The organism is Rhizobium sp. ERR 942 (assembly GCF_007828395.1).
In the GTDB taxonomy this organism is placed as follows: Bacteria; Pseudomonadota; Alphaproteobacteria; order Rhizobiales; family Rhizobiaceae; genus Rhizobium; species Rhizobium dioscoreae.
In genome coordinates this window covers 647,587-663,346 of the sequence record NZ_VIUA01000001.1, presented here as the reverse complement: position 1 = coordinate 663,346, position 15,760 = coordinate 647,587, and the positions used below count along the sequence as shown (strand labels likewise).

14 protein-coding genes are annotated in these 15,760 nt (G+C 59.0%); 5 read left to right on the top strand and 9 right to left on the bottom strand.

From position 1 onward, the window contains the following. Positions 1–145: 145 nt before the first annotated feature. Entirely contained in the window at positions 146–949 is an 804-nt protein-coding gene (locus tag FBZ97_RS03220; protein ID WP_145316500.1) for a DUF2076 domain-containing protein, read from the top strand. A 60-nt stretch (positions 950–1,009) separates the two neighbouring features. Here the strand turns inward: FBZ97_RS03220 and queF are convergent, their stop codons facing one another. Next, positions 1,010–1,474, bottom strand: a complete 465-nt coding sequence (gene queF / locus FBZ97_RS03215; protein WP_015340658.1) for a preQ(1) synthase — start codon at positions 1,472–1,474, stop codon at positions 1,010–1,012. 1 nt (position 1,475) lies between these two features. Then, entirely contained in the window at positions 1,476–2,390 is a 915-nt protein-coding gene (locus tag FBZ97_RS03210) for a cation diffusion facilitator family transporter (protein ID WP_145316498.1), read from the bottom strand. A 346-nt stretch (positions 2,391–2,736) separates the two neighbouring features. Between FBZ97_RS03210 and FBZ97_RS03205 the strand changes: the two genes are divergently transcribed. Both FBZ97_RS03205 and bluB read left to right on the top strand, forming a co-directional pair. Beyond that, positions 2,737–3,054: a hypothetical protein gene (locus tag FBZ97_RS03205; RefSeq protein ID WP_145316496.1), complete on the top strand. Its 318-nt coding sequence runs from the start codon at positions 2,737–2,739 to the stop codon at positions 3,052–3,054. Positions 3,055–3,248: 194 nt separating this feature from the next. Continuing rightward, entirely contained in the window at positions 3,249–3,989 is a 741-nt protein-coding gene (gene bluB, locus FBZ97_RS03200) for a 5,6-dimethylbenzimidazole synthase (RefSeq protein WP_246661689.1), read from the top strand. A 38-nt stretch (positions 3,990–4,027) separates the two neighbouring features. Here bluB and FBZ97_RS03195 read toward each other — a convergent pair whose 3' ends face one another. The 4 genes from FBZ97_RS03195 to FBZ97_RS03180 form a co-directional block, all read right to left on the bottom strand. Further along, the gene (locus FBZ97_RS03195) at positions 4,028–4,663 is read right to left on the bottom strand and encodes a glyoxalase superfamily protein (protein WP_113332208.1); all 636 of its coding nucleotides are present in this window, start codon (positions 4,661–4,663) and stop codon (positions 4,028–4,030) included. Positions 4,664–4,781: 118 nt separating this feature from the next. Beyond that, positions 4,782–5,492, bottom strand: coding sequence for a TIGR02117 family protein (locus FBZ97_RS03190; RefSeq protein WP_348642345.1), 711 nt, complete (start codon positions 5,490–5,492; stop codon positions 4,782–4,784). Between the two features lie 129 nt (positions 5,493–5,621). Continuing rightward, positions 5,622–7,811: an anthranilate synthase gene (locus FBZ97_RS03185; RefSeq protein WP_113351827.1), complete on the bottom strand. Its 2,190-nt coding sequence runs from the start codon at positions 7,809–7,811 to the stop codon at positions 5,622–5,624. Positions 7,812–8,078: 267 nt separating this feature from the next. Further along, positions 8,079–8,444: an antibiotic biosynthesis monooxygenase gene (locus FBZ97_RS03180; RefSeq protein WP_145316494.1), complete on the bottom strand. Its 366-nt coding sequence runs from the start codon at positions 8,442–8,444 to the stop codon at positions 8,079–8,081. A 124-nt stretch (positions 8,445–8,568) separates the two neighbouring features. Here FBZ97_RS03180 and FBZ97_RS03175 point away from each other — a divergent pair, with 124 nt between their 5' ends. Continuing rightward, on the top strand, positions 8,569–9,468 hold the full coding sequence (locus tag FBZ97_RS03175; RefSeq protein WP_145316492.1) for a LysR family transcriptional regulator: 900 nt from the start codon (positions 8,569–8,571) through the stop codon (positions 9,466–9,468). A gap of 14 nt (positions 9,469–9,482) precedes the next feature. On the opposite strand, the gene FBZ97_RS03170 is transcribed toward FBZ97_RS03175, so the two are convergent. Together FBZ97_RS03170 and FBZ97_RS03165 are read right to left on the bottom strand one after the other, a co-directional pair. Then, positions 9,483–11,006, bottom strand: coding sequence for an ABC-F family ATP-binding cassette domain-containing protein (locus FBZ97_RS03170; protein ID WP_145316490.1), 1,524 nt, complete (start codon positions 11,004–11,006; stop codon positions 9,483–9,485). Positions 11,007–11,423: 417 nt separating this feature from the next. Beyond that, positions 11,424–13,679, bottom strand: a complete 2,256-nt coding sequence (locus FBZ97_RS03165) for a TonB-dependent hemoglobin/transferrin/lactoferrin family receptor (RefSeq protein WP_145316488.1) — start codon at positions 13,677–13,679, stop codon at positions 11,424–11,426. Between the two features lie 274 nt (positions 13,680–13,953). Between FBZ97_RS03165 and FBZ97_RS03160 the strand changes: the two genes are divergently transcribed. Continuing rightward, the gene (locus FBZ97_RS03160; protein ID WP_186449437.1) at positions 13,954–14,799 is read left to right on the top strand and encodes an extensin family protein; all 846 of its coding nucleotides are present in this window, start codon (positions 13,954–13,956) and stop codon (positions 14,797–14,799) included. Between the two features lie 43 nt (positions 14,800–14,842). Here the strand turns inward: FBZ97_RS03160 and FBZ97_RS03155 are convergent, their stop codons facing one another. Further along, the gene (locus tag FBZ97_RS03155; RefSeq protein WP_145316484.1) at positions 14,843–15,688 is read right to left on the bottom strand and encodes a protein-L-isoaspartate O-methyltransferase; all 846 of its coding nucleotides are present in this window, start codon (positions 15,686–15,688) and stop codon (positions 14,843–14,845) included. Between the last annotated feature and the right edge of the window lie 72 nt (positions 15,689–15,760).

Sequence of the window (15,760 nt, the reverse complement as noted above, 5' to 3'; positions counted from 1 at the left end):
GCGACTGACAACATGGTGTTATGGTTGCGGATTACCGAAATGTAACTTGAATGGCTTTGAAAAGCCGAGATTTGATCCTACGTCAGGTCAGCGCGCTCAGAGATCGCGCCCCGAATTTGCAGCACAGATAGCCAAGGAGGCCATCATGTCGCCAGAAGAACGTCAATTGCTCGCCTCTCTCTTCGATCGCGTGCGCGGTGCGGCCAGCACGCAGCGCGACGCCGATGCGGAGGCCTTCATCAACCAGGCGGTCCGCGACCAACCCTATGCGCCCTATTTCCTAGCGCAGGCCGTCATCATGCAGGAACAGGGCATGAAGGCGGCTGCCGATCGCATCCAGCAGCTCGAAGCCCGTGTGCACGAGCTCGAGCAGCAGGGCGCCGACAATCACCCGCAGGGCCAGAGCGGCGGTTTCCTCGGCGGAATCGGCTCGCTCTTCGGCGGCGGCCAACAGCAGCGTGCGCCAGCGCCGCAGGCAACCAGCCCGCAGCAGCAGGGTCGTCTCTATGACGACTATGCTCGCAATGCGTCTCAGCCCGGCCCCTGGGCTGGCCAGCCGCAACCCCAGCCATCCGGCCCATGGAGCCAGCAGGCAGCCGCGCCTTCGGCCGGCGGCAGTTTTCTGCGCGGCGCCCTTGGCACGGCAGCCGGCGTTGCCGGTGGCGTGATGCTGGCGGAATCGCTCTCCAGCCTCTTCAGCCCACATCTGGGCGGAACTGGCGGCGGTCTCTTCGGCGGCAATGCCGGTAGTGGCCTTTTCGGAGGCAATGCAGCCGAACAGCCGGTGCAGGAAACGATCATCAATAACAACTATTTCGGCAACGACGACAATAGCGATCAGAATGATCAGAGCGCGGCCGATTACGCCCAGGACGCTGCCCAAGACGCTCAGGACGATGATTATGGCGACTCGTCCTATGACGATGGCGACGACAACTCATTCGCCTGAGCAGCAGCCGCATCGAATCTAGCTGAAAAGCCGCCATCCCCGGATGGCGGCTTTTTTCATTCAGCCTCGGCCACGATAGGGCTGCACACCCTGATCCGGCAGCCACACACCCTCCGGCGGCTTGCCGGTCTGCCAGAAGACGTCGATCGGAATGCCGCCGCGCGGATACCAATACGCGCCGATGCGCAGCCACTTCGGCTGCAGCAGATCCACCAGGCGCTTGGCGATATAGATCGAGCAATCCTCGTGGAATGCGCCGTGATTGCGGAAGGAATGCAGGAAGAGCTTCAGCGACTTCGATTCCACCAGCCATTCATTGGGAATGTAGTCGATAACGATATGGGCGAAATCCGGTTGTCCGGTCATCGGGCACAGCGAGGTGAATTCGGGCGCGGTGAAGCGCACGACATAATCGGTGCCGGCATGGCCGGATGGCACCTTCTCCAGAACGGCCTCTTCCGGATTGCTGGCGGTTTCTGTCTGGTTGCCGAGCATCGACAGGCCGGACACATCGGTCTTTGGCATCTCAGGTCTCCTTGATCACTTTGACGCGGATACCATGGGCTTTTTCGCCCTCCGGCTCCACGTGAATGGTTATTTCGGCGCCCGCATGGATCGCCCGTATGGCATCTTCAAGGCGGTCGCAGATTCGATGTGCCTCTCGCACCGGCATGGCGGCGGGCACGACCATATGGAAATCGACGAAGGTCACGGCCCCTGCCCTGCGCGTCTTCAGATCATGCACGCCGAGCGAACCCTCGGCATTCCTGGCAATCGCATCCTTGATGACATTCTCCTCTTCCGGCAGAACGGCCTTATCCATAAGCCCGTCGATCGAAGTGGAGATGACCTTCCAGCCCTGGTAGAGAATGTTGATGGCAACGAGAATGGCAAGCACGGGGTCGAAGATCGGATGCCCGGTGCCAAGCGCCAGCAACAGCCCGATAAGGACACCGATCGAGGTATAGACATCCGACATGATGTGCTGGCCGTCCGCCGTCAATGCCGGCGAGCGATATGTCCGGCCGGCCCGGATCAGCGTCAGAGCCCAGATACCGTTGATGACGCCGGCGACAAAGTTGATCGCGAGACCGAGCACCGGCGCCTGCATGGGCTGCGGATCGGCGAGATGGCCGATCGCCTCCTGCACGATCATCAGCGCGGCAACGACGATCATCACGCCCTCGGTAACGGCGGAAAGATATTCCGCCTTGTGATGCCCGAAGGGATGATCATGATCGGCCGGCTTCTGCGCGTAACGGATGACGAAGAAGGCGATGAAGGCGGCAACAACATTGACGAGCGATTCAAGTCCATCGGACAGAAGCGCCACCGAGCCAGTCAGCCACCAGGCCAGCATCTTCAGCCCCATGACGCCGAGCGACAGCGGAATGCCCCAGAGGGCAAGCCGCCTGATCGTATCGTTTCCTTGACTGCTCATGCCCATCTCCAAATGTCCCCACGCCTGCTTATGCGAATGAATTGCAAAAAAGGCGCCGCTGAAATGCAAAACCGCCCGCGCGAATTTTCGCGCAGGCGGCTCATTAACGGCTCATATGGATCACGACGCCAAGTTTGTCAAAGGCGATGTTTCGCTCTCACATCAAAAATGGCCGTTGCTGAACAGAACAAGCAAAACGTGACTAGATCGCCCATTCAGTTTCAGTCAGCCCCGTCGGCCACTGAAGCATACCATGATAGAAATACCATTTTTTAAAACTTGAAGTTGATATCCATCTAATGCAGTAGGTTAGTAATAAAAGAATGTACACGGATAAAAACTGAGAATGAGAGATGAAACCCGCAAGATATTATTCCACGCTCTCGTTTGGGTAGCGCTTACCGCGCTGGCATACAACACGGCTGGCCCCTACCGTTTTGCAAGTTGCTGGCAGATCATTCCGCTTTATTTTCCGCCGCTAAGCATCTTGTTATTCGCAATCTTCATCTCAAGCATTGCCGTCCTGGCAGCAGCGGCTTCGCAGCCGACCATGCGCGCCCATTCACTCTTTTGGGCAGCGTCTCATGGGGTGATTTTGACGCTTGGACTGGTGACATGCAATCTTGCCGCTTACACTGCAGCTGGGCAGGTCGACTGCGTATAGGTCGATCATCGCTCTTAGCACCAAATTATCGCCCTGTATTCGCCATCCGGTGGCGCGATTGTCGCACGCCTGTGGAAAATCTTGCTGGTAGTTTGGCTTGCCATCCAGCACTAAGCTGTGCTTCAGCCTGATGTGCAAGGGTCGGCGACACCGGCCGACGCGCCGCCGCCTCCTAATGAAAATCACGGTTGAACATGCCCGCTCCTGAAAAGACTGCCGATGCTACACCTTCCATCATCGACGCCCGCGCGAGTGTGTCGGATCATCTGGTCGCAGCCGGCGCATTTTCGGAGCTGGAACGCAGCGCCGTCTATCGCGCCATCGAGACACGGCGCGACGTGCGAGACCAGTTCCGGCCCGATCCCCTGCCAGACGATCTCGTCAGGCGCTTGCTCGAGGCTGCCCATTCGGCACCGTCGGTCGGATTCATGCAGCCATGGAACTTCATCCTGATCCGTCAGCCAGAAACGCGTGAGCGCGTATGGCAGGCCTTCCATCAGGCCAATGAGGAAGCCTGCGCGATGTTCGAGGGTGATCGTCGCGCGCAGTATCAGCGGCTAAAACTGGAAGGCATCCGCAAGGCGCCGCTCAGCATCTGCATCACCTGCGACACAAAGCGTGGCGGACCGGTCGTGCTCGGCCGAACGCACAATCCGGATACCGATGTCTATTCGACTGTCTGCGCCGTCCAGAATCTCTGGCTTGCCGCAAGGGCCGAGGGCGTGGGCATCGGCTGGGTCAGCATCTTCCATGAGGATGCCATCAAGGCGATCCTCGGCATTCCGGAGTATGTAAAAATCGTCGCCTGGCTCTGCGTCGGCTATGTCGACGAGCTCTACGACATGCCGGAGCTCGCCGTGAAGGGATGGCGCGAGCGACTGCCGCTAGACAAGCTCATTTTCGAAGAAGCCTGGCAAAACTGCGAGGATCTGTGAGGGTCATCCCTCGGCAGCAACCTCGATGGATCAAAGAGTTATGATCTGAACGTGACAAACGAGATCACATTGCCATCCGGGTCGCGCACATGGAAATCGGTGCCGCCCCAGGCTTGCTTCATCAGCGGCTGTGCGAACTCAGCACCCCTCTGCTTGAACTCCTCGAACAATCCCTGGACATTCGAGACCTCGATAGAGGCGAGGATAAGCGATTTCTCCTTCGCCGCAGCGGCGGCAAAATAGGGCTCATAGACGAGCCGCAGGTGAATCCAGATACCGTCGCGCGACACCGCCCCATAGAACGGCGGCGACCCATGCAGGAAATCCTCGGAGAAACCGAGCTTCTCCCTGAAGAAGGCCGCACTCACAACCACATCCCGCACGAAAAGGATGGGAACGATGCTCTTGAAAACCGGCGGCTCCGCTGTAACGGCGGGCATCTTCGGCGCGTCCGCTGCGACGGACTTCAATTCCGCCCAGTTCCTGTGGCCCGCTTCCACCGCAACGATCTCCTGCGCCAGCGTTAGGGGAAACTTCATCGCCAGGATCTCGCGATCCGTCAGCGCCTTGAAACGATCAAGCATTCGCACTCTTCCGCCAATGGAATAGTCGCGCTCTCGGTGCCAGCGCATCAACAGCTTGGCTTGTTTACGATAGGTATCGAGGGTTGGCATGGGCAGACTCCTGCTGAGTGATATCAGCGGGCAGGCCTAGCCCTTTCGGCCCGATGCCGATGTGCCCCACAGGAACAACGTAAAGATTAGGATACAACCTGAAGCAAGTCAAACCGCCTCAAGGCAAGGTATGGCCCGCCGCAAAGCGTTCATCGTCATTATGCAGCCGCAAGGACATTCGCAGCATCCAGGGCAATGACGTCCAGAGGCCGGAGGTCAATCCCGCCTGCCTCAACGCAGCTGCCGTCCAGGTATTGCATCCCATCAGCGCGTTGAAATAACCCCGCGCTTCGAAGAACGCGTCGTTCGGCCCATAGTTGCTGCCAGGCAAGGGTATCGGACCACTGTCGGAGCGATCAAAGCTGGCGAGAACGAATTGCTTGAGCCGCTCAAGACCTTCGGCATCGATGTCGATGACCGTCACCGCAGGCGCGTCCAGCGGAATATCGCCCGCGAGCTCCGCATGAATGACGGAACGATCGAGCGCAAAGCTCTTCAAGACGGGACCCGCTTTCAAATCGGCCCATGTCCGCGTCTCCGTATAGAAACTCCGGCCGCCCCAGCCAAAAATGAGATAGCGCAGGTTGGGATTGCCGATATCCAGCCCGGCCGTCCGCAGGAAGGCGAACCGCGTGAGCAGATCGCCATCGGCGGGAATGGCGATATCCGTATGGATGGGGTTGCTGAGCATGAGGATTTGTTGTGAACGCTCGCTGCGCACAGCCCGTTCGTCATGCCAGAGCGGACGTGGCACGACGATGCCGAGACCGACGAGGAGCATGACGGCAAGGAAGGCGAAGAAAACGCCCTTGAATATTCTTGGGATCACCGACTGAAAGCCCCCACCACAAATCAATCTCTTCAGCGGTTTGTTGGCTCTTTCAAGGCATAAAAATAACCCCATGCACTTTTTCCGAGTGCATGGGGTTATCAACCTTCAGAATTCTAAATGCTCGCCTCAGGCGGCCTTCGTCTTCACCCGCCGCGCCAGATGCGCCACGACATTCTCGATCATCCGCATGCCGGCATCGCCGCCGAGCGTCATGATCGATTCCGGGTGGAACTGCACGGCCGCGATCGGCTCCTTCACATGCTCGATGCCCATGATCGTGCCGTCTTCGCTCTCGGCGGTAATCATGAAGTCGCGCGGCAGGCTCGACGGATCGGCAAAGATCGAGTGGTAGCGGCCAACAGTCACTTCGCGACCAAGGCCGGAGAAGACCAGGCCGGGCTCCAGCACGCGGATGCGCGAGGGCTTGCCATGCATCGGGATCGCCAGGTGGCGCAGCTCGCCGCCATAGGCTTCGGCCAGCGCCTGCAGGCCCAGGCAGACGCCGAAGATCGGCAGATTACGCGCCCTCGCCTTCTTGATCGTCGCCTTGCAATCGAAATCCTTCGGATTGCCGGGACCCGGCGACAATACGACGAGATCCGGATCGAGCCGGTCGAAGACCTCTTCCGGCACTGGCGTACGCACGGTCGAGACCGTCGCGCCCGTCTGGCGGAAATAGTTGGCAAGCGTGTGAACGAAGCTGTCCTCGTGGTCGACGAGCAGGATCTTCACGCCCTTGCCGACGGAGGCGACGTCGCGTTGCTGTTTGCCGGAATTGCCGGTCTTGGCGTCACGGATGGCGGAAAGCATGGCGGAGGCCTTCAGTTCGGTTTCGGCTTCTTCTTCCTCGGGGATCGAGTCGTTGAGCAGCGTCGCGCCGGCCCGCACCTCGGCAATACCGTCCTTGATGCGGACGGTGCGCAGCGTCAGGCCGGTGTTCATGTCGCCATTAAAACCGACCATGCCGATCGCGCCGCCATACCATGCGCGCGGGCTCTTCTCGTGGTTCTCGATGAAGCGCATGGCCCAGAGCTTCGGCGCGCCGGTGACGGTGACGGCCCAGGCGTGGCTGAGGAAGCCGTCGAAAGCGTCCATGTCGTCGCGCAGGCGTCCCTCGATATGGTCGACCGTGTGGATCAGGCGCGAATACATCTCGATCTGCCGGCGGCCGATGACCTTGACCGAACCCGGCTCGCAGACGCGGCTCTTGTCGTTGCGGTCGACGTCGGAGCACATGGTGAGTTCCGACTCGTCTTTCTTGGAATTCAGAAGCTTCAGGATCTGCTCGCTATCGGCGATCGGATCGTCGCCGCGCTTGATCGTCCCCGAAATCGGGCAGGTTTCGATGCGGCGGCCCGATACACGCACGAACATTTCAGGCGAAGCGCCGACGAGATATTCCTGATTGCCGAGATTGATGAAGAAGGAATAGGGCGACGGATTGATCGCCTTCAAGCGCTTGGAAATATCGGACGGCTTGCTCTCGCAGCGCTCCATAAACTTCTGGCCGGGCACGACCTCGAAAAGATCGCCCTTGCGGAAGCTCTCCTTCGCCTTGACCACCAGTTCGGCATATTCCCCAGGGCGATGATCGCTCTTCGGCGGGATCGCATCGGTATGGCGGAACGGCTCGGGCGCGATCTCGCCGGACTTGCCTTCCGTCGACACGCCGCCCTTGGCGAAGTCGTAGCGATCGATCCATGCCTTGGCGGAATAGTTGTCCACCACCAGGATTTCGTCCGGCAGGTAGAGCACCATGTCGCGCTGGTCATCCGGGCGCTTGAGCTTCAGATCGATCGCATCGAACTGGAAGGCCAGATCGTAGCCGAAGGCGCCGTAGAAGCCGATGCTGGCATCCGCCTGCGAGTAGAAGAGATCGGTCACGGCACGCAGTACGGTGAAGACCGTCGGCATCTTCGAGCGCTCTTCCTCGGTGAAAACACGATCCGGCGTCTTGACCGTGAGATCGAGCCGGCGCGGCGCCGAGGCGCCAAGCACCACCTCGGAAACGGTCTTCAGCTTCTCCGCGATGAAGCCGAGAATGACTTCGCCGCGCTCGTTATAGGCTTCGATCCAGACATCGCGCCCGTTGCAGGACAGGCCGAGCGGCGGATCGACGATGGCGGTATCCCAACGCGTATAGCGGCCCGGATATTCGTAGTTGGAGGAGAAGACGGCGCCGCGGCGCTCATCGAGCTTGTCGATATAGGATGAAACCGCATCCGCATAGGGCGTCGGCCGGCGCTGCCGAGTGACAGTGATACCGCCCTTCGTCTCGTAGATTTCCGCACCATCATCCCGAAGGATCGTTACCATTGTTCCTCACTCCGTTGTCGGGCCCGGATGACAGGCGGCCAATATAACAAAAAAGCCGCCTCGAAATCTCGGGCGGCTCACTCGTCGTCTTTGAACACGATTGGTCGAGGCCGCCTCAGCGTGCCCACCACCAAACTGCAATGTTGTTCAAGGACGTGTTCATGGCGGGAATTGTTAGCGTGAGATGCCGCGATGCGCAAGCGGAAGATGGAAGGAAAGTTTCCGGCAACGAAGAGGCGGCATCTGCTTGCTATCGATTACAACGCCTTAGACACTGGCGCCTTCACCGCCGCCGAGCTTCGGCAAAACCAGATCGCCAACGGTGTAGGTGTGGAATTCACTTGTCGAAACGTCATCGAGCCTGCGGAATTTCTCGACAAAAACTGGATCGGAGAAGAATTCGTCGACATTGCCGGCGCCCTTGATGGCTTCGATATTCACAACCGTCAGGCCGTCCGTGCTCTTGGCAAGATTGCTCCAGAGGAATTCTTCTTTCCGTTCGGCGACATAGTGAACAACATCCTGGATCACGCGGAAGGCTTCTTCCTGCTTGCCGGGATGAACGTGGATGACATTGACGATGAAGGTGGTCGGCTGCGGCTGGGCGGTGAAATGGGCGGAAATCGTATCCATTGCGGTTCCTTTCGAAAAAGCGGCTTCATGTGCCGCACCGGCACTGGATATCGAGAGTGAGATAGCGGATAAATGATCCGGTATTCTCATAAGATCGGAATTATATTCCGTAATCGGAGCGACGATGGATAGGCTTGGAACGCTTGGGATCTTCGTACAGACGGCGGAAGGCGGCAGCTTCGTTGAGGGCGCGCGACGGCTCGGCCTTTCGAGCTCCGCCGTCGGCAAGGCAATCGCCCGCCTGGAGCGGGAGATGGGCGTTCGCCTCTTTCACCGCTCGACCCGCAGCATGACCTTGACCGAAGAAGGCAGCGTCTTTCTCGACACCTGTCGGCGCATCATCTCAGAGCTGGATACGGCTCAGGCGGAGCTTTCGAAATCGCATGCGGCTCCTCGCGGCCACCTTCGCGTCAGCCTCCCCCTAGCCGGAATGCTGTTGATGCCGGCGATATCGGCCTTCATGCGCACCTATCCCGATATCACGCTGGATCTGGATTTTACCGATCGGCTGGTCGATGTGATCGAGGAGGGATTCGATGCGGTCATCCGAACCGGCGATGTCAGGGATACGAGGCTGATGAGCCGCAAGCTCGGTACATTCCGCTTTCAAATCGTCGCCGCACCCAACTATCTGAAAGCGGAAGGAATCCCGCTTGCACCTGAAGACCTGCTTCAGCACAAATGCCTGCATCATCGCTATCCCAGCACGGGCAAGCTGGAGCCGTGGCCTCTGGTGCGCAATGGGGAGGAGTTGCGGCTCGCTTTGCCGACGATGACGATCGCCAGCGCCATCGAACCGCTCATCCACCTAGCCGAAAACGGCTTCGGCATCACATGCCTGCCGCCCTTTGCCGTCAGCACGCAAATCGCCGACGGCCGGCTTGTGCCGCTGCTCGACGACCATATCGCGAAGACAGGCATCTTTCGCGTATTGTGGCCCACGAGCCGCTACCTGTCCCCGAAGATACGTGCCTTTGTGGATTTCATGGCGGCCAATCTGTTTTCGCACCCATCGGCCGCCTGAAGATTCCGTCCTCCTCACGCTTGCCCTCTCGCCGCCTCGAAGAACTCCTCCGGACCATCCACTTCGACCAGCCGCTTCCGGTCGATCAGCCAGAACCGGTTGCCGACCGATCGCACGAAACTACGGTCATGCGAGACGAGAAGGCAGCTCGCCTCATTTGCCGTCAGTTCGCCCTCCAGCGCCTCCTGGCCGTCGATATCCAGATGGTTTGTCGGCTCGTCCAGCAGGTAGAAGTTTGGATTGGTCAGCCGCAGCGCCAGCATGGCGAGCCGCGCCTTCTGCCCGCCAGACAGACGGCCGATCTCCTTCCCCTGCATGTCGATACCGATGCCAACACCGACCAGCAGCGTGCGGGCGCGTTGTTCGCCGAGCTCGAACAAGCGCGTGATCATGCCGAGCGGCGTATCCTTTTCACCGAGATGGGAGAGCGCCTGATCACTGTAACCCAGCACTAGAGACGGCGTCGGCTTGATTGGGCCGCCGGCAGACGGATCGGCGATCGCCCTACGGATCATCTCGACAAACCGCGTCTTGCCGGCACCATTCTGCCCGAGCAACACGATGCGGTCGCCCTGACAAATCCACTGCTGGCCGGTCTTGAATAACAACGTACCATCAGGCGTCGTCACCGAGGCATCCTCCAGCGTCAGCAGGACCTTGGCGTGGATGCCACGATTGGCGAGCTTGATCGAGCCGGAGGAACGCTCACGGTAGCCCGGTCTCGCGCTGTCCTCCAGCTTCTCGGCCCGCGCCTTCAATTGCTTCGTCTTCACCGTCAGGAGATCGCTGCCGGAATTGACGCCCAGATTGTAGAGCTTGGCCGCCTGCTTGCGCAGCTGCTGCGCCGTCTTCATCTCTTTTTGGTAACGGCGCTCATCCGAGGCATCGACCTCGTCCAGCGCCGCACGCGCCCTGCTATACGGCAGCGCATAGGTTTGCGACTGATCCTGGCGCAGGAACAGGGTTCGATTGCAGACGGCATCGAGGAAGGCGCGGTCGTGGCTGGCGATGATGACGGGCACATCGCGCGGCAAGGCATTCAGCCAATCCTCCAGCAGTGCGATCTTGGCGAGATCGAGATGGTTGGTCGGCTCGTCGAGCAGCAGCACGTCGGGTTCCGTCACCCAGACCCGGGCAAGCATGGCAAGCCGCTGCCAGCCGCCGCTGAGCTGCGCCAACGTCCTCTCCCGCATCGCATCAGGTACATCAAGCGAATCGAGAGTGACGTCGACACGCCAGCTCTCGCTCGCGACTTGCTCCTTGGGCAAAGCGCGCATAACGGCATCATAGAAGGAGACGTCCAGCAGGTTCGCCGGCACGTTCTGTTCGACATAGCCGACGCGCAAGCCCCGAGCGCGGGTGATCTCACCTGTGGTCGGCTCTTGCCTGCCCGTGATGCAGTTGAGCAGCGTGGTCTTCCCGCGTCCATTCGCGGCGACGATGCCGACGCGGTCACCGGCATCGACGGTGAAGTTAAGATTGGAAAACAGCGGCGCACTCATGGTGACGCCCAGATTGCGGAGATTGATCAGAGTCATGGTCTTTTCCGGTCTCGATCGAGCATCTCAAGACATCGCCGGCGGCTCCTTTTGCCACGTTATGCCGATGCCGATGGCCCAAGCAGGCCAATGCTCGAAAACATGTCATGACGCGGCCACACAGATGCGCGAGCTCGCGTCGCCCAAAGGGCAGACCAGAAGGATTGAGTGAGAAACAGCCTCTGATCAGCCCTGCAAACGCATCTGCAGGGCACGAGTCGGACCGAACTGGCGAATATGCCAGACTATCTTGGTCATACGGTCCTCCTCTCTTTTCTCGACGGTTAAAGACTGCGTTGTTCAAATAGCATCGAACGCTGCCATTTACAATTGCGCAGATCGCCCGATGCCACGCGGGAGAGCAAAAAAGAGGCGATGCCGAAGCATCGCCCAAGTTTGCTGCATCGATGTAACGGCTTAGAACCGTTGCGTCAGCGTCAGCTTGAAGGTCCGGCCGGGTTCGGAATAATAGGAAGCAGGCTGGGTCAGCGTGCCGCTATAGGACGGTGCGTTGAGAGCGTCGTAATAGGTCTTGTTGAAGATGTTGTAGACGCCGCCGCGAATGCTAAGGCCCTTCACCTGCTCCGGTTCCCACCAGGCTGTGAGATCGAAGATACCGTAGGCAGGGGTTTGCAGCGTATCGCCTGTCTTCTTCGCCTCGCGCGCCGCGGTGATGAAAGTCAGGTCCGTTCCCCAGACTTCGGTCGCATAGCCGACAGTGAAGGCCGCCTTGGCCGGAGCGACGGAGTTGATCCACTGGCCGGTATCGGAATCCTTGCCGTTGACATAGGCAAACGAGCCCTTGACGTGGATGCCATTGTCGAACGTCTTGTGCGAGTTGACCTCGACACCAAACATGCGGACATTGGCGCGGTTGAAGTATTCAGTGATCCCGAGCGGATAGGTGCCTGTGGGGTCGCGATAATTTAGCGTGTCGATGAAGTTCTCGTACTTGTTGTAGAAGGCGCCGATATGGCCGCCGAAATCGTCATCGCCGAGGTTGGTGCCGATTTCGATGCCGTTGCTGGTCTCGGGCTTCAGGTCGGGATTGCCGTAGGTGACATAACCGCCGGGCACGCCGTAGTTGACGTAGAGTTCGCTGACGCTGGGCGCACGGAAGGCCATCGCCCATTGTGCATAGAGCTCGAGATTGTCCTGCGGCTGATAGGAGGCGCGCAGCTTCGGCGAGAAGCGGCTGTCGGATTGCCCGGAGGGCAAGCCATTATAGTTGGCGCTGTCGCGATAGGCAGCGGTGTTCTTCGGCGAGTAATCATACCAATCGAAGCGCAGACCCGGCGTCAGATAGAAGTTGCTGGAGCCCAACTCGATCTTGTCGTCGATGAAGACGCCGACGCGCTTGCCGTCGACATCGGGCATATCGGACTGGTTGGTGTGCAGGAAAGCGCAGGAGGCGCGCCAGCGCGGATTGTCGCAACTATCCTTGCCGGCAGAATACTGGTGAACCTTGTCGAAGGCGACATCGAGTCCAAAAGTAATTTGGTGATGCAGGCTGCCGGTATCGAAAGACTTCGATGCGTTGCCGGCGAAGCCGATGCTGCGATCTTCCATTTCATTGCGGCGCCAATAGTCGCCGATGACGGATGTGTAGCGATAACCTTCCACACCGCCTTCACGCAGAAGATTCTGCCAATAGAAAACGGCATTGGCGGTATCAAGCAGCGAATCGGCACTCTCGGCCTCATATTTGTAATCGAGCGATACGCGATTGCGCTCGACATTGTCTGTCCCGTTGTAATTGCCAGGCCGGAAGTTTCCGGTCGGGCTCTGCAGCGTCATCAGATCGGTGGTTTTATCCTTGTTGTAGTGCTCGGCCGTGATGCCGAAGGTACCGACGTCGGTATATTGACGGATCTTGAACAGGCCGCTTCTCTGATTGTAGTCGGCCGGATTTGCCTGGGTACGCTTGGTTGAGTAGCCGCCGACATCGCCATTGTTCTCAAGCTCATGACCATGCGTGTAGCCGCCCTGGAAGAGAACGGCGGTATTGTCGATGCGCTTGGCAACAGCGGCCGAACCGCCAATGCTCCGGTCGTCGCCATTATAGCCGAACTTGAAGACGCCGCCCCAGGTAGAACCGGGCGCAATCAGATCTTCCGGCTCCAGAGTGCGAAGCACGAAGGCACCACCGAGAGCGCCTGAGCCGGCACGGCTTGAATCTGCACCGCGCACGATATCGACGCTCGAAAGCGCATTGAAATCGAAGCTGTTGACGCCACCATTGCCACCATTATTGGCTCCGCTAGCGTTGCCGCGTGAAGCATCAAGAAGGAAAGGAATTTGGATACCATCGACGGTGGTCAAAACGCGGTCGTCGCCAAGGCCGCGAATATTGACGCCGCCGGTCGTACGGTTGAAGCCGACGCCGACTTCGGTGCTGCGGCCGAGATCCTCGATACGTGTGATTTGCTGGTCGTCGATGTCCTTGGCCGTCGTCTCGCTCGTGGTCGGAGAGTCGGCAAGCACATCCTTGTTCGCCTTGCCTTTGCCCTTCACAACGATCGGTTTCAGATTGGTGACTCGATCGCCCTTGGCGGCCTCGCCCGTCGCCTCTTCATTTTGAGCGGCTGTTTGCGCAAAACACGTCGTCGCCAGCCCGAGAGCGAGAAACGCGGTGCATGCCAAGAGGGCCGAGCGTGAGCGCCGGACAACCATAACCATTCCTTTCGAATTGCTTCACCGGGCTGGCTGGTTGCTGCGTCGAAAGCAGGCAAGGGGCTGGCTAGGTTATCTTGTTAACGGGCGGAAATATTCCGCCTTCTTTCTGCCGCATAAAAAACATGAGTATTATTGTCAATATATTCGGCGCACTTAATCATGAATAAAATTGTCACCTTTTAAGACAAGAGGCGAACGTTGCTGAATTGCAACGAAATGACAGCCTCATGCGTTCTATCGGCATCATCATTAGAATTGGCTGAATTACTTGATGCTGTTTAGAATTGTTTCATTAGTCTCCGCCGCCGTCCTTTTCATGGCCGCCTCTCTCCCGCAGACCGGCCCGATACCCGAGCAAAAACCGGATCAGGAACAAGTTCAGCCGGATGGCAAAGCGCCGATCCCGGCAGAAAAACCCTCGGCATCACCGGACGGCCCTATCGTTCCGGCGGAAAAGCCGACGGCTCAACCGGAAGAAAAGCCGGCGCCACCGCCGGAGGAACAGACAAACGGCCAACAGATGCAAGGCCCTCCCCGTCCGCCCCCGACCATCGCTTCCGAACCGGATGATCAGCATCAGGCCTGCCTGAAGGCGCTGACCGCCATCGGAGCGACTTTCAAAGAGATCGCCCGCATCGACGATGGCAATGGCTGCGGTATCGACAAGCCGATCGCGCTTAGCTCTCCGCTGCCGGGCATAGAATTCAAGCCCGAAGGGAAAATGCGCTGCGAAGCCGCTCTCGCTTTGGCTCAATGGATGAAGGAAAGCGTCATTCCATCAGCGGCGGCATTGGACAATGGCAAGATCGTCACGATCAATCAGGCGTCGACCTATGTCTGCCGGCTGCGCAACAATGCTTCCACCGGCAAGATCTCCGAGCATGCCCGCGGCAACGCCATAGATATCGCGAGTTTTACCTTCGAAAACGGCAAAACCATAGCAATCGAGCCACGCCGCGAAGATCCGACGCTGACAGGCGCATTCCAGCGTGCAGCCAGTGCGTCTGCCTGCCTCTATTTCACGACGGTTCTAGACCCGGAAAGCGACGCTGCCCACGAGACCCATTTTCATCTCGACGTCATCGAAAGGAATGGCGACTTTCGTTACTGCCACTAGAAACGCGTCGTGGGCCTGGTCCCACGATGACCTTTAAACCTCGTCATACCCCGAGGCCTGCATTCGAGAACCATAGGTCTCTATAGATCGCCACCGCCGTTTCATCCGGCGCTCGCTCCTGAGTGAGCCAAACCGACTGAATGGAGCGAGCCTCGCCGCCATTCGGAATTTTCGCGGATTGCATGGGATCGGATGCCCCGATGCAGGGGATGAAATAGGCGGGCATCAAAGCACGAGCGCTGAATCCGGTATCCTCGCGGGTAATTATGACGGCAAGCCCGACCCTCTCATTCGCCTGCCAGGGCACGATGAGCCGGCCTCCGGGTCGCAACGCCTGCAGCCATGACTTCGGCGGCGCCACCACGCCGGCACTCACATAGATCAGATCGGCATCCGGAAGCTCGAACGAAGTCGCATCGGCACAGATGACGGAAACGTCTTTATAGGAGGTGAGATTGTCTCGCGTGCGGCCGGCCAATACCTCATCGATCTCGATGGCATGGACATGCCCACCCAGTGTCACCAGCGTTGAGAGAATGGCGGTGTAGTATCCCGTCCCCGTGCCGATCTGAACGACGGTTTCGCCGGGCTTGGGCGCGACGGCACCCAGGAAAGCGGCATGGAGAAACGGCTCGCCATTGTTGATGCCCTTCGATCTGTCCAGGGAGACCAGAACATTCTGATAGAGAAAGGCAGGATCGCTGCTCGGCGTTTCGAGATAGCGTCCCTTGACCACGATCTGCCAAGGCCCCGGTCCCATGAAGGCTTCGCGCGGCACCTGGCGGAAGGCCCGCTCTAGCCTTTCATCCACCGAGTTGCTGGCGGCAGCCATCATTTTCGCATGGAAGGCGCGTATATCGTCCAAGCTGGCACGGCTGTCTGCAGTCACGATCTGCCTCCACTCTTCCATCCGATGATGTCGGTGTCCGTTGTCGATCCTGTTGCCGGTGGCGTCAAGCGA